Source organism: Spongiactinospora rosea (genome assembly GCF_003315795.1).
GTDB classification, from domain to species: Bacteria; Actinomycetota; Actinomycetes; order Streptosporangiales; family Streptosporangiaceae; genus Spongiactinospora; species Spongiactinospora rosea.
Genome location: NZ_QMEY01000014.1, coordinates 24,833 through 38,417, shown reverse-complemented (window position 1 = coordinate 38,417; position 13,585 = coordinate 24,833). Strand labels below are relative to the sequence as shown.

Genomic DNA, 13,585 nt, shown 5'->3' with positions numbered 1-13,585 from the left:
TGACGGGCCTCACGTACTGTAGCGTTCCAGGGCGACGATCTGACCCGCGGTGTGGTGCAGTACGGCGAAGGCGCCCTTGCGCAGGTGGGTGTCCCGGCCGGGGCCCTCGTGCCGGTCGCGCCACACGGCGTCGATCAGCGGTGGCAGTGTCTTGCCGTGCCCGCACAGCACGGCGGGCACGCCCGCGTCCATCAGGTCCAGGGCCAGCCGCAGCGCCGCCGCCGGGTCGGGGGCGGTCTCGGTGAGCGCGGCGTCCTCGCGGACGGGCAGGCCGTGCCCGGCCGCGTACGGCCGGAGCGTTTGCACGCAGCGCAGGCTCGGCGAGCTGACCAGGACCCGCGGACGGAACCCGGCCAGCGCCTCGGCGATCCCGGCGGCCTGCGCGCGGCCGTCCTCGTCGAGCGGGCGCTCGTCGTCATCGCCCGTCCACTCCTGGCGCGAACCCGCCAGGCCGTGCCGTACGAAGATCAGCGGGACGGTGGTGAGCGGCGCGGCGCGCAGGCCGCGCAGCAGGCCGGCGTCCCACTCGTAGGTGAGCCGCCGCCTGGCCTCCTCCACCGGCAGCCAGGCCAGCTCGTCGACCTCCTCGGTCACCTCGAAGCCGGGGCCGCCGAGCGCCCGCGCGGCCCAGTAGTCGACGCGCTTGAGCCTGCCGTTCTTCAGGTAGTGGATCGGCGGCAGCGCCCGGCCGAGCACCGCGTCGATCCCGGTCTCCTCGCAGACCTCGCGTAACGCCCCGGCGATGACGTGCTCACCGGCCTTGAGCTTGCCCTTGGGGAAGGACCAGTCGTCATAGCGGGGGCGGTGGACCAGGACGACCTCGGGACTGTCCTCGTCGCCGCGCCACACCACCGCCCCCGCCGCCCGGATCATGTCCGTGGGGTGGACGTCGAGCTCAGTCATCGATGGTCCTCCACCGGCGGGTACCGATGAGATGGGTCTGCACGTCCTGGAGGGGTTCGCCGTTGTCGTCGCGGTGCCGCCGGACCCATGAGCCGTCCGAGCACAGCCACCAGGTGCTGGTCCTGTCGGAGGTGCACAGGTCGAGGAGTTCGCTGAGGTATTCGCGGTGCTGCGGGCTGGTGACCTTGACCAGGGCCTCCACCCGGCGGTCCAGGTTGCGGCGCATGACGTCCGCGCTGCCGATCCAGATCTCCGGACGCCGTCCCGCGCCGAACTCGTAGATCCGCGAGTGCTCCAGGAAGCGGCCGAGCACGCTGCGCACCCGGATGTTCTCCGACAGGCCGGGGATGCCGGGCCGCAGTGTGCAGACCCCGCGCACGCACACGTCGATCGGCACGCCCGCCCGGGAGGCCCGGTACAGGGCGTCGATCATCTCCTCGTCCACCAGGCTGTTGCTCTTGATCCGGATGCGCGCCGGACGCCCGGCCGCAAGGTGGCCGATCTCCCGCTCGATCCTGGCGATCAGGCCGCCGCGCATCGAGTGCGGAGCCACCAGCAGGCGGCGGTAGGCGGAGTGGTTGGAGTAGCCGGTGAGGTGGATGAACAGGTCGGTGACGTCCTCGCCGACCAGCGGGTCGGAGGTCAGCAGGCCGAAGTCCTCGTACAGCCGGGCGGTCTTGGGGTTGTAGTTGCCGGTGCCGATGTGGCAGTAGCGGCGCAGCTCGCCGGACGCCTCCTGGCGTACGACGAGGGCGAGCTTGCAGTGCGTCTTGAGCCCGACCACCCCGTACACCACATGGCAGCCGGCCCGCTCCAGCTTGCGCGCCCAGGAGATGTTCGCGTGCTCGTCGAACCTGGCCTTGATCTCCACCACGACCACGACCTGCTTGCCCGCCTCGGCGGCGTCGATCAGCGCGTCCACGATGGGGGAGTCGCCGCTGGTGCGGTAGAGGGTCTGCTTGATCGCCAGGACGTTCGGGTCCTTGGCGGCGTCCTCGACCAGGCGCTGCACGCTGGTGGCGAAGGAGTCGTAGGGGTGGTGGACCAGTACGTCGCGTTCGCGCAGCACGGCGAACAGGTCGTCCTCGGCGTGGACGGCCTCGGCGGGGACGAACGGGCGGTAGCTCAGCTCGCCGCGGTCGAGGTCGGCGATGGCGTGCAGGCCGGTGAGGTCGAGCGGGCCGGGCAGCCGGTAGATCTCGTGGTCGGCCACGTCCAGCTCCTCGACCAGCAGGTCGAGGACCTCGTCGGTGATGTTCTCCTCGACCTCCAGGCGCACGGCGGGGCCGAACCGGCGGTTGCGCAGCTCGCGTTCGAGGGCCTGCATGAGGTTCTCGGTGACGTCCTCGTCCACTTCGAGGTCTTCGTTGCGGGTGACCCGGAAGACGTGGTGCTGGACGATCTCCATGCCCTTGAAAAGCTGGCCCAGGTGGGCGGCGATGACGTCTTCCAGCGGGACGAAGCGGTCCTTGGAGGCGGCCACGAAGCGGGGAAGCTGGCTCGGCACCTTGACCCGGGCGAAGACGGTCTGGCCGGTGACCGGGTTGCGGACGATGACGGCCAGGTTGAGCGACAGGCCGGATATATAGGGAAACGGGTGGGCGGGATCGACGGCCAGCGGGGTGAGCACCGGCCGGATCCGCTCCCGGAAGAGCTTGCGCAGGCCGGTGCGCTCATCGCGGCCGAGGTCGTCCCAGCGGACCAGTTCGATGCCCTCGCCGCTCAGCGCCGGGCGGATCTGCGCGTGGAAGCAGGCCGCGTGCCGCAGCGCCAGCTCATCGGCGATGGCGGCGATCCTGGCCAGCTCCTCGCGCGGCTTCAGCCCGCTCTTGGTGCGCAGCAGCAGGCCGGTGGCCATCCGCCGCTTGAGCCCGGCCACCCGGACCCGGAAGAACTCGTCGAGGTTGCTTGCGAAGATCGCCAGGAAGCGGACGCGTTCGAGGAGGGGCAGGGACGCGTCCTCTGCCATCTCGAGCACGCGCTGGTTGAACTGGAGCCACGACTCTTCCCGGTTGAGGAAGCGCTCCGGGGGGAGAGGTGACTCATCCTGCCCGTCTGGCGGTGGTTGCACGAGTTCGGCGGACATATCAAAGAATATTGCTCAGCTTGTTGAACAGAACGTTAATTTCGGCTCAACGAGTGCGGTCATTGCTCCCGCAGACCGACGTTCTCCCGGCTTCTGTCCTACTCTAACCCGATCCGTACCCTTCGTCCTGTACGCGAATCGGGGCGTGCGCGACCACCGCCGGCCTGGCCTGCTGCTCGGGTTGTGGCTGGGCAGGGCGGGTCACCGTCCTGCCGGCGGCGCGGGCCTCGCGGGCGCGCAGCCGCTCCTGCTCCCTCGCCTCCCGCTCGCGGGCCTTCTCCAGCTCCCTGGCCTCGCGTTCGCGGGCCTTCTCGCGCTCGCGCAGCTCGCGTTCCCTGGCCTTCTCCTGCTCGCGGGCCAGCTTCTCCTGCTCCTTGCGCTCCTTCTCGCGGGCCTTCTCCCGCTCCCGCTGTTCGCGCAGGCGCTGCTTCTCCTGCTCGCGGGCGTACTTCTCCTGCTCCTTGGCCTCGCGTTCGCGGGCCTTCTCCAGCTCGCGCAGTTCCTTGTCGGTGGCGGGGCGTACGGGCGGCGGGGGCTGTGCCTTTTGGGCGCTCTGGGCCTCGACCCTGCGGCCCGCGGGGCTGAGCCGCGGGTTGGGGTTGAGGCCGGTCAGGCCGTTCCAGGCGAGGTTCACCAGGTTGGCGGCGACCTCCTCGCGGCCGGGCGCGCGTACATCAAGCCACCACTGGCCGGTCAGCGCGACCATGCCGACCAGCATCTGGGCGTACATCGGCGCGAGCTTGGGGTCATAGCCGCGGTTGGCGAACTCGTCGGCCAGCATGTCCTCCACCTGGCTGGCGATCTCGCTGATCAGGCTGGCGAACGTGCCGGTGCCCGACGCCGCGTGCGAGTCGCGGACCAGGATGCGGAACCCCTCGCTGCTCTCCTCGATGTAGTGCAGCAGCGCGAGGGCGGCCCGCTCCAGCTTGGCCAGCGGGTGCGAGGCCGACAGCGCCTCGGTGATCATCGTCAGCAGCCGCTGCATCTCGCGGTCCACGACCACCGCGTAGATGCCCTCCTTGCCGCCGAAGTGCTCGTAGACCACGGGCTTGGACACCTGGGCGTGCGCGGCGATCTCCTCGACCGAGGTGCCGTCGAAACCCTTCTCAGCGAAGAGGGCACGGCTCACCGCGATCAGCTGCTCCCTGCGTTCCTTGCCTGACATGCGTCTGCGGGACCGGGATTCGCTCACAGGATTCATAATGCCCGCACTTCTGGCGGCGGTGGGACCGGCAGTGGGAACAGGAGAGGGAACAGCCGAGGGAACACGGGCCGCCTCGGTGTCGGCGGCCCGGCCGGTCAGATGGGGTGTCCGGGGGGACTCAGCCAAGTCGTTTCGCCGCCAGCCGTTCGGGGTCGGGCCACCGCACGTCGTAGGCCCAGCCGGCCTTCTCCAGCATGCGGATGACACCGGCGCTCAGGTCGATCTGGCCCTTGAGCGCGCCGTGCCTGGCGCAGGTCGGGTCGGAGTGGTGCAGGTTGTGCCAGGACTCGCCGAACGACGGGATCGCCAGCCACCAGACGTTGCGCGACTTGTCACGTACCTGGAAGTCCTCTTCGCCGAAGACGTGGCAGATCGAGTTGATCGACCAGGTCACGTGGTGCAGCAGCCCGATACGCACCACCGTGCCCCAGAAGAACGCGGTCGCCGCGCCCCACCACGACCAGGTCACCAGGCCGCCGATGATCGGCGGCAGCAGGAGGGAGGAGATCGCCATGACCGGGAACCAGGAGTGCATCTTGCGCACGTCGGGGTCCTTGTAGAGGTCGGGGGCGTACTTCTCGCGGTTGGCCCGGGTGGGCTCGAACAGCCAGCCCATGTGCGCGTACAGCAGGCCCTTGGACATCGCCTTGAACCCGGTGCCGAACCGCCACGGCGAGTGCGGGTCGCCGTCCTTGTCGGAGAACTTGTGGTGCTTGCGGTGGGTGGCCACCCAGTCCAGTACGGACATCTCCAGCGAGAGGCTGCCGGCGATGCCGAGCGCGATCTTCAGCGGGCGCTTGGCCTTGAAGGAGCCGTGCGTGTAGTAGCGGTGCAGGCCGACCGTGACGCCGAGGCCGGTCACGACGTAGAAGACGAACGCGATGACGATGTCGATCCAGCTCAGCCCCCATCCCCAGGCGAACGGGACGGCGACCGCGAGGGCGATCAGCGGCGTGGCCACCACGACGCCGAAGGTGATGATCTCCGATCTCGTCTTGAGTTCTGGATCAATATCCGGCTTGGGGCGTTGCGCCGTGTTTTCGGTGGCGACGGTCATAGGGCTGCCTCTCGCTACGTGAATGGGAGCGATGTCCTAGCTACGCAACCGTAACTTACGCCATCGTAGGTAAGGAAGACCTCAGTCCCGAATATGTCCGGAGTGACGATCCGGAAGGTTTCCGGTGGGACTGGGGTGGCCTGTGGGTGTGGTAGTGACCCACCGCATATCCGACTATATGCGCATAGTGCGGGCAGTGATGCGGTACGTGAGCGGGCGCCCGCCGGGGCGGCCAAAAGATCCCGGGTGCTTGCGCAACTCGATCGTCGGAGGGCGTTCGCGCCAGGTAGGGTGTGCTCGGTGGGCTGAGTTGGGTGGTCCGCGAGGGGTCTCGCACCGCTTGGGTCGGTCCGTAATCCGGCGTTGGGTAATTGGCAGCCCGCTGTCTTTTGGTGTCAGTTGTCCAGGTTCGAGTCCTGGCGCCGGAGCACTGTCGTATGTGGTTCGTCGGGTCACCCGGGATGGTCGGGTGGGGTGAGAGCCATCGTGAGGCGGGCAGGTATCCTCACGGTGTCGGGTGGATTGCGGCGCGGGGCCCAGGTGGTAGCCGTACGCCATCCTCATCAGGTTTGAGTAGATCATCCGTTTTGTTCACAGCATCCGAACCATCCACAGCCGCGACGCCGAGGGAGCTCAGTCCGTGAGTGTGCCGCGCCCGGCCGCCGTCGTCGTCCTCGCCGCGGGCGAGGGCACACGGATGAAGTCCGAACGACCGAAAGTCCTGCACGAGCTGTGCGGCCGGGCGATGCTCGACCATGTGCTCACCGCCGCGCGCGGGCTCGAACCCGAGCGCCTGATCGTCGTCATCGGGCACGAGCGGGAGCGAATGCGCGAGCATCTGGCCGCCACCAGCCCCGACGCGCTGGCCGTGGTGCAGGCCGAACAGCGCGGCACCGGCCACGCGGTGCGCACCGCCCTGGAAGAGATCGGCACGATCGGCGGCACCGTCCTGGTCACGTACGGCGACACGCCGATGCTGCGCCGCGAGACGATGGCCCGGCTGCTCGGCGTACACGCCGAGGAGGGCAACGCGGTCACCGTGCTGACCGCCGAGGTGCCCGACCCGACCGGTTACGGGCGGATCATCCGCGACCCTGACGGCGCGGTGCTGGAGATCGTCGAGCACAAGGACGCCACCCCCGGGCAGCGCGCGATCCGGGAGATGAACTCCGGGGTCTACGCCTTCGACGGGCAGCTCCTGGCCGACGCGATCAAGCGGGTCGGGGCCGCCAACGCCCAGGGCGAGGAATACCTCACCGACGTCCTGGCGATCCTGCGCGACGACGGCCACCGGGTCGGCGCCTTCGTGGCCGCCGACCACGTCGAGGTGGAGGGCGTCAACAACCGGGTCCAGCTCGCCGCCGCCCGCCGGGTGCTGAACGACCGGATGCTGCACGAGCACATGCTGGCCGGGGTGACCGTGATCGATCCCGCCAGCACCTGGATCGACGTGGACGTCGAGCTTGAGGCCGACGCCGTGATCCACCCCGGGTGCCAGCTGCACGGCCGTACGACGGTCGCGGCCGGCGCGCAGATCGGCCCGGCCACCACGCTCACCGACACCGAGGTCGGGGCCGACGCCGTGGTGCGCAACTCCGTCTGCGAGGGCGCGCGGATCGGCCCGCAGGCCCAGGTCGGCCCCTACACCTACCTTCGCCCCGGGGCCGTGCTGATGCGCAAGGCCAAGGCGGGCGCACACGTAGAGATAAAGAACTCCCAGGTCGGCGAGGGTGCCAAGGTGCCGCACCTCAGCTATGTGGGAGACGCCACGATCGGCGCGGGCGCCAACATCGGCGCGGCGACCGTGTTCGTCAACTACGACGGCGTGGCGAAGAACCACACCACCGTGGGGGAGCACGCCTTCGTCGGCTGCGACACCATGCTGATCGCGCCGGTGACGATCGGCGACGGCGCGCATACGGCGGCGGGTTCCACGATCACCAATGACGTGCCGCCCGGGGCGATAGCGGTCGCCCGCGGACGGCAACGCAATATTGAAGGGTGGGTCGCGCGCAAGCGTGCGGGCACCAGGTCGGCCGAGGCGGCGCTTCGCGCGTCGGCCGCCGCGCCGACCGCCGATCAACAGGAGAAAGGCACGTGAGCAAGCGATCACGTCGGCACGTCATCGAATCATCCGGTGAGGTGGCACGGTGAGCGGCATGAAGGCGACCGGGGAGAAGAACCTCATGTTCTTCTCCGGAAGGGCTTATCCCGAGCTGGCCGAAGAGGTCGCGGCCCATCTCGGGATCGAGATGACCCCCACCAGACTGCACGACTTCGCCAACGGTGAGATCTACGCCCGCTACCTGGAGTCCGTACGCGGATGTGACGCCTTCGTGATCCAGAGTCACACTGCTCCGATCAACCAGTGGATCATGGAACAGCTGATCATGGTGGACGCGCTCAAGCGGGCCTCGGCCAAGCGCATCACCGTGGTCATGCCGTTCTTCGGGTACGCCCGCCAGGACAAGAAGGGCCGCGGCCGGGAGCCGATCACCGCCCGGCTGATCGCCGACCTGTTCAAGACCGCGGGAGCCGACCGGCTCATGTCGGTCGACCTGCACACCTCCCAGATCCAGGGCTTCTTCGACGGCCCGGTGGACCACCTGTTCGCGATGCCGGTCCTCGCCTCCTACCTGAGCGACAAGCTGGAGCCAGAGAACACCACGATCGTCTCCCCCGACACCGGCCGGGTCCGCCTGGCCGAGCGGTGGGCCGACAAGCTCGGCACCCCGGTCGCCTTCATCCACAAGCGCCGCGACCTCGACGTGGCCAACCAGGTGAAGGTGCACGAGGTGGTCGGTAAGGTGCGCGGCCGTACGTGCGTGCTGATCGACGACATGATCGACACGGCGGGCACGATCTGCAAGGCCGCCGACGCCCTCTACGAGCAGGGCGCGACCAACGTGCTGGTCGCGGCCACCCACGCGGTGTTCTCCAGCCCCGCCGTGGACCGGATGAAGAACTCCCGGATCTCTGAGGTCGTGGTGACGAACACGCTGCCGCTGGCGGGCGACAAGCGGTTCGACAAGCTGACCGTGCTGTCCATCGCCCCGCTGATCGCGCAGGCGATCAGTGAGGTCTTCAACGACGGCTCGGTGACGAGCCTGTTCGAGGGGGACAGCTAGCCCTCTGGCTCGTCCTTCAGGTTCGACCGGCTTAGGGTTCGACCGGCGTCCGCTGCCGCGGGCGCCGGTCTTCTTTTGGCGGGTCTATATGGACGTGGCGTTCATATCTGTAGTTATATGTACGCATCGTTCATATCGAGCGCTGGAGGAACCCATGAACGCAGTCGGCACCCGTCGCGTCGCACTGGTCACCGGAGGGTCGGGCGGCATCGGCCGGGCCGCGGCCCTGCGGCTCGCCGCGGACGGCATGGCCGTGGCCGTGCACTACGCCGGTAACCGGGCGGCGGCCGAGGAGACCGTCGCCGAGATCACCGAGGCCGGCGGCGCGGCCATCGCGGTCGCGGGCGACATCGCCGACGAGGACGCCATGGCCGCGGCGTTCGACGCCGTGGAGTCGGCGTTCGGCGGCATCGACGTCGTGGTGAACACCGCGGGGATCATGATCCTCGCCCCCATCGCGACCTTCGACCTCGCCGACCTGGACCGGATGCACCGCACCAACATCCGCGGCGCCTTCGTCGTCTCCCAGCAGGCCGCCCGCCGGGTCCGCGCGGGCGGAGCCATCATCAACTTCTCGACGTCCGTCGTCCGCACCCAGATGCCGAACTACGCGGCCTACGTCGCCAGCAAGGCCGCCGTCGAGGGCCTGACCCTGATCCTCGCCCGCGAACTGCGCGGCCGTGACATCACCGTCAACGCCGTGGGCCCCGGCCCCACCGCCACCCCGCTGTTCTTCAACGGCAAGAACGAGGCCACGGTCGACGCCCTCGCCAACGCCGCCCCACTGGAACGCCTCGGCGAGCCCGCCGACATCGCCGAGACCGTCTCCTTCCTGGCCGGCCCGGCCCGCTGGATCAACGGCCAGGTGATCTACCCCAACGGCGGCCTCGCCTGATCCCCTCCCCGTCGAGTACGGAAAGGAAAGCCCTGATGTCCAACGTGATCCTGATCACCGGTGCCGCGACCGGAATCGGCAACCTCGCGGCCCGCTCCCTGGCCGCGGCCGGGCACACCGTCTACGCGAGCATGCGCGACGTCGCGGGCCGCAACGCCGGCCACGCGGAGGACCTGCTGGGACACGCCCTTCGCGAAGGTCTCGACCTGCGGGTCGTCGAACTCGACGTCACGTCCGACCCGTCGGCCGAAGCCGCCGTCCGCACCGTCATCGGCGAGGCGGGACGCCTCGACACGGTCGTGCACAACGCCGGTCACCTGAACGTCGGTTATGTCGAGGCATTCACTCCCGAGGACGTCCAGCACCTGTTCGACATCAATGCCATCGGCATTCAGCGGGTCAACCGGGCGGTGCTCCCGCACATGCGGGAACGCCGGTCGGGGACGCTGCTCTACGTGGGCAGCACCACATCGGTGGTCGTACCGCCCTTCCTGGGCCCGTACGTGGCCTCCAAGTTCGCCGCGGACGCCCTGGCGCAGGTCACCGCGTACGAGGTGGGCCAGTTCGGCATCGAGACCACCATCGTGATGCCCGGCCCCTTCACCCAGGGGACGGACCACTTCCGCAACGCGAGCCGCGCGACCGACCAGGAGCGCAGCCGCGCCTACGCCCACCTGGACCCGATGGTGGCCCGCAACGAGGAGGCCACCGCGGCCCTCTTCACGCCCGGCGTGGACGCGCATCCGAGGGCCGTGGCCGAGGAGATCACCCGGATCCTCGCCCTGCCGAGAGGCGCCCGCCCGTTCCGGACGGTCGTCGATTTCACCGAGGCCGGTGTCGAGGAGGTCAACGAGCTGGCGCGGCGCGCGCAGGAGCGGTTCATCACCCGTATGGGCTTCGGCGAACTGCTGCGTGTCAGGGGCGGACGGGACTGACGCGCCCGCCTGCCTAGACTGAACCTTTTTCAACCGGTCGCCTGGACCAGGTCAGGGGCGCCTCCACCGGACTCGGCCCGGGCACGGTAGCCCGGCAGGACGCCTCGTCATACGGATACGGAATCCCACTTGCCGCCTCTGACCGGGGAACGTGAGGTTGAAAAGGTTCACTGACGAGATCCGGTAACGACACAGCAGGAGTGAACGTGGCCACAGAGCCCAGGGACGCCGTCGCCGGAGAGCGCGGCCAGCGCGGGCGGGGACGCCGGCCGGCGGACGAGGTACGGGCCGACGTGCTTCGCACGGTCGGCGAGGTCCTGCTCACCGAGGGCATCGCGGACCTGACCTTCGAGCGGGTGGCCAGGCTGTCGAGCGTCAGCAAGACGACCCTCTACAAGTGGTGGCCCTCCAAGGGCGCCCTGGCCATGGACGGCTACTTCCACGCCGTGCAGGAGCGGCTGGCCTTTCCCGACACAGGGGACATCCGCGCGGACCTGATCAGCCAGTTGCGCGCGTTCGCCCGGGTGATGACCGAGACACCGGGCGGGAGGGTCCTGGCCGAACTGATCGGCCAGGCCCAGACCGACCCCGACCTGTCCGCCGCCTTCCGGCGGCTGTACTCCTCGGGGCGGCGCGCGCTGGCCGGTGAGCGGCTGCGCCGGGCACAGGAGGCCGGGCAGGTCCGGGCCGAGATCGATGTGCGGGTCCTCGTCGACCAACTGTGGGGAGCGGTCTACCACCGGCTGCTCATCCCGGACGAACCGGTCACCGACGACTTCATCATCGCGTTGGTGACCAACCTTCTGGACGGGATCGGCTTCGGCGACGTATAGACTGGTCAGGTTGCGCCCGTAACGCCTTCCGCTAGGGCGGGCCAGGGTGGGCGCACATTCCACCCGAAATCATCGATGTCCCTAGGAGATCAGCCGTGTCCGAAGTACGCATCAACGTCGAGCAGCGCACCGCGTTCGGCAAGGGAGCCGCCCGCAAGATCCGCCGCGCCGACAAGGTGCCCGCCGTCCTCTACGGGCACGGCACCGACCCCCGGCACCTCACCCTGCCGGGCCACGAGCTGATGATCGCGCTGCGCACGCCCAACGTGCTCATCCGCCTCGCCGGCGACGGCGTCGACGAGCTGGCCCTGCCCAAGGGCATCCAGCGCGACCCGCTCAAGGGCTTCCTGGAGCACATCGACCTGCTGCTGGTCCGCCGGGGCGAGAAGGTCGCGGTCGAGATCCCGGTCAACGTCGTGGGCGACGTCGTGCCTGACGGCATGCTTGAGCAGCTCATGATGTCCGTCCCGGTCGAGGCCGAGGCCACGCACATCCCGCAGGGCGTCGAGGTCGACATCACCGGCCTGGAGATCGGCACCCAGATCACCTCCGGCGACCTGCGCCTGCCGTCCGGCGTCTCCCTTACCGCCGACGCCGAGGCCCTGGTGCTGCACATCACCTCCAAGCCGACCACGGTCGAGGAAGAGGCCCCGGCCGAGGGCGCCGAGGCCGAGGCCGAGGCCCCCGCAGAGGCCGCTGCCGAGTCCGAGTAACCCCGCAGAGCCAGGGCCCCAGCGGGTCCTGGCAGGCTCTGCGTTTCGCGGTGGGCTGGGGGCCCGGCAGGTCCTCAGCCCGGCGGCCTGCCCGCTTCGGGTCACCCTTCGCCGATCGGCTCGACCGGCTCAGGGCGGCCGGTTCGGGCCCTTGGCCCGGCGGGTTCGGGCCTGACGGCTCTGCCCGCCCCGGATCACCAGGCCCGGGGGCCGGTCCCTCTCCGCCGGCGGGCAACCCCCGTTCGGCCGGCTTGGGGTGCTTTGTCGTCGGGGCGTACGGCCCGGTGGGTGTGTCACGCTGGTGGGGCGGTCGGGGGGATCCCGGGCCGCCCGTTGTGGTTTGGAGGTGTCCGTGGAGCGATGGCTGGTCGCGGGCCTGGGCAACCCCAGGCCGGAAGACGTCGGCAACCGGCACAATGTCGGTTTCATGGTGGCCGATGAGCTGGCCGCGCGGGCCGGGGCGCGGTTCAAGGCGCACCGGGCCGGAGCGGCGGTGGTCGAGGGACGCGTGGCCGGGGTGCCCGCCGTGCTCGCCAAGCCCCTGTCGTTCATGAACCTCTCCGGCGGCCCCTGCAAGGCCCTCGCCGACTTCTACAAGGTCGACCCGGCCCGGGTGATCGTCGTCCACGACGAGCTGGACGTCCCGTACGGGGCGCTGCGCGCCAAGCTCGGCGGCGGCGACAACGGTCACAACGGCCTCAAGTCGATCACCAAGTCTCTCGGCACCCGCGACTACCTGCGGGTGCGCTTCGGCATCGGCCGCCCCCCCGGCCGGATGGACCCGGCCGCCTTCGTACTGCGCGACTTCGGCACCGCCGAGCGCAAGGACCTGCCGTTCCTGGTGGACCGCGCGGCCGACGTCGTGGAGTCGCTGCTGACCAAGGGCCTGGAGGCCACCCAGAACGCCTTCCACGCGAGCGACCTCAAACTCTCCGGCCCTCCTCGCTGAGCGGGCCGGCACCCTCGCCCGCCGTGCCGTGACCGGCCGAGGTCGCCGCTCCCGGCCAGGCCATCAGGTTCTGGAGGAGTTCGGCCTGCTCCATGGCGTCGTCAAGGGCGTTGTGGGTGTGCGGGCGTTTGGCGGCGAGGTGGCGGGGCATCTGGCGTTTCGTCGACCAGCCGATGGCCACTCCGGCTTTTGCGGCATACAGCGTTTTGATGTCGATGCATCGCGAATGCCCGAAGGGCGATGACCCCAGAAAGTTCATGAAGTACCAGTAAATCCACATCCAATCAAAAGAAAGCGGATAAGCCGCCAGCACCGGCGTCGAGTTCCGGCAGACCTGCTTGATCCACGCCGCCGCCTGCGCCATCGCCTCCGCCGGGTCGCCGCCCTCGCGTACCAGCCGGTCCCTGTCCAGGCCGCTCACCGCCATGGCCTGCGGCACGAAGTCATCGCTGATCGGCCGCAGTTCGACGTAGAAAGTATTCGTGTCCGGGCTTATCGCCTCGAAGTGCCGGCCGCGCATCCGCCCGGCGACGGTCATTCCCAAGCTCGTCATCGAGTACGGTCCGGGAATCGGGCCATCCGCCTCGATGTCCACGGAGATATACGTTTCAGTCTTCAACTCGGCCGCCTCCGTCGCGCTGATCGGTATTACTCACTCTCGGTTGATCCTTTGCTACAGTATGAAGCCGCCGCGCGCTCTTCGGCCGGCTGGGGAGTCCGCCTTGTCCTCGGGCGGGCCATGGGGGTCGGTGAGTGGTCGACAGGAGGGGTGCGTGTTCGACGGTGAGCTATCCACGGCCCCGGCGAGGCCGCGCGACGGCCGGCGGGTGTCCGCCCCCGCGGATCGCTGCCGCCCGCCCCTGTGGGTGCGACAGTATCGCG

The 13,585-nt window shown here is 69.4% G+C and carries 12 protein-coding genes and 1 tRNA gene; 8 read left to right on the top strand and 5 right to left on the bottom strand.

Annotated elements, in window-relative coordinates; translation table 11 throughout:
* Nucleotides 1–9 precede the first annotated feature (9 nt).
* The 4 genes from DP939_RS27520 to DP939_RS27505 form a co-directional block, all read right to left on the bottom strand.
* A complete protein-coding gene (locus DP939_RS27520; RefSeq protein WP_113983687.1) occupies nt 10–903 on the bottom strand; it encodes an NUDIX hydrolase in 894 nt (297 codons plus the stop codon).
* The gene (locus DP939_RS27515) at nt 896–2,989 is read right to left on the bottom strand and encodes an RNA degradosome polyphosphate kinase (RefSeq protein WP_113983686.1); all 2,094 of its coding nucleotides are present in this window, start codon (nt 2,987–2,989) and stop codon (nt 896–898) included. The genes DP939_RS27520 and DP939_RS27515 overlap by 8 nt, the downstream gene beginning before the upstream one ends.
* A gap of 103 nt (nt 2,990–3,092) precedes the next feature.
* Nucleotides 3,093–4,190: a TetR/AcrR family transcriptional regulator gene (locus DP939_RS48845; protein WP_263972351.1), complete on the bottom strand. Its 1,098-nt coding sequence runs from the start codon at nt 4,188–4,190 to the stop codon at nt 3,093–3,095.
* Nucleotides 4,191–4,311: 121 nt separating this feature from the next.
* Nucleotides 4,312–5,250, bottom strand: a complete 939-nt coding sequence (locus DP939_RS27505; protein WP_113983684.1) for an acyl-CoA desaturase — start codon at nt 5,248–5,250, stop codon at nt 4,312–4,314.
* A 356-nt stretch (nt 5,251–5,606) separates the two neighbouring features.
* Between DP939_RS27505 and DP939_RS27500 the strand changes: the two genes are divergently transcribed.
* From DP939_RS27500 to pth, 8 genes are all read left to right on the top strand, one after another.
* Nucleotides 5,607–5,678: transfer RNA gene (locus DP939_RS27500), tRNA-Gln, on the top strand.
* Between the two features lie 212 nt (nt 5,679–5,890).
* Nucleotides 5,891–7,351, top strand: a complete 1,461-nt coding sequence (gene glmU / locus DP939_RS27495; RefSeq protein ID WP_113983683.1) for a bifunctional UDP-N-acetylglucosamine diphosphorylase/glucosamine-1-phosphate N-acetyltransferase GlmU — start codon at nt 5,891–5,893, stop codon at nt 7,349–7,351.
* A 49-nt stretch (nt 7,352–7,400) separates the two neighbouring features.
* A complete protein-coding gene (locus tag DP939_RS27490; RefSeq protein ID WP_113983682.1) occupies nt 7,401–8,378 on the top strand; it encodes a ribose-phosphate diphosphokinase in 978 nt (325 codons plus the stop codon).
* A 154-nt stretch (nt 8,379–8,532) separates the two neighbouring features.
* Nucleotides 8,533–9,273 carry an SDR family oxidoreductase gene (locus DP939_RS27485; RefSeq protein WP_113983681.1) on the top strand — a complete coding sequence of 247 codons (741 nt, stop codon included), beginning with the start codon at nt 8,533–8,535 and terminating at the stop codon, nt 9,271–9,273.
* 35 nt (nt 9,274–9,308) lie between these two features.
* The gene (locus tag DP939_RS27480; RefSeq protein WP_113983680.1) at nt 9,309–10,208 is read left to right on the top strand and encodes an SDR family oxidoreductase; all 900 of its coding nucleotides are present in this window, start codon (nt 9,309–9,311) and stop codon (nt 10,206–10,208) included.
* A 206-nt stretch (nt 10,209–10,414) separates the two neighbouring features.
* On the top strand, nt 10,415–11,041 hold the full coding sequence (locus DP939_RS27475; RefSeq protein WP_113983829.1) for a TetR-like C-terminal domain-containing protein: 627 nt from the start codon (nt 10,415–10,417) through the stop codon (nt 11,039–11,041).
* 95 nt (nt 11,042–11,136) lie between these two features.
* Nucleotides 11,137–11,754 carry a 50S ribosomal protein L25/general stress protein Ctc gene (locus DP939_RS27470; RefSeq protein WP_113983679.1) on the top strand — a complete coding sequence of 206 codons (618 nt, stop codon included), beginning with the start codon at nt 11,137–11,139 and terminating at the stop codon, nt 11,752–11,754.
* 352 nt (nt 11,755–12,106) lie between these two features.
* Complete coding sequence (pth, locus tag DP939_RS27465; protein WP_199565445.1) at nt 12,107–12,703, top strand: aminoacyl-tRNA hydrolase; 597 nt, start codon at nt 12,107–12,109, stop codon at nt 12,701–12,703.
* Here the strand turns inward: pth and DP939_RS27460 are convergent.
* Nucleotides 12,678–13,322, bottom strand: coding sequence for a 3'-5' exoribonuclease domain-containing protein (locus tag DP939_RS27460; RefSeq protein WP_113983677.1), 645 nt, complete (start codon nt 13,320–13,322; stop codon nt 12,678–12,680). The genes pth and DP939_RS27460 overlap by 26 nt on opposite strands.
* Between the last annotated feature and the right edge of the window lie 263 nt (nt 13,323–13,585).

Coding starts and splice junctions, on each gene's coding strand:
- DP939_RS27520 (WP_113983687.1), bottom strand. CDS start 903: ATGACTGAGCTCGACGTCCACCCCACGGACATGATCCGGGCGGCGGGG.
- DP939_RS27515 (WP_113983686.1), bottom strand. CDS start 2,989: ATGTCCGCCGAACTCGTGCAACCACCGCCAGACGGGCAGGATGAGTCA.
- DP939_RS48845 (WP_263972351.1), bottom strand. CDS start 4,190: ATGAATCCTGTGAGCGAATCCCGGTCCCGCAGACGCATGTCAGGCAAG.
- DP939_RS27505 (WP_113983684.1), bottom strand. CDS start 5,250: ATGACCGTCGCCACCGAAAACACGGCGCAACGCCCCAAGCCGGATATT.
- DP939_RS27485 (WP_113983681.1), top strand. CDS start 8,533: ATGAACGCAGTCGGCACCCGTCGCGTCGCACTGGTCACCGGAGGGTCG.
- DP939_RS27480 (WP_113983680.1), top strand. CDS start 9,309: ATGTCCAACGTGATCCTGATCACCGGTGCCGCGACCGGAATCGGCAAC.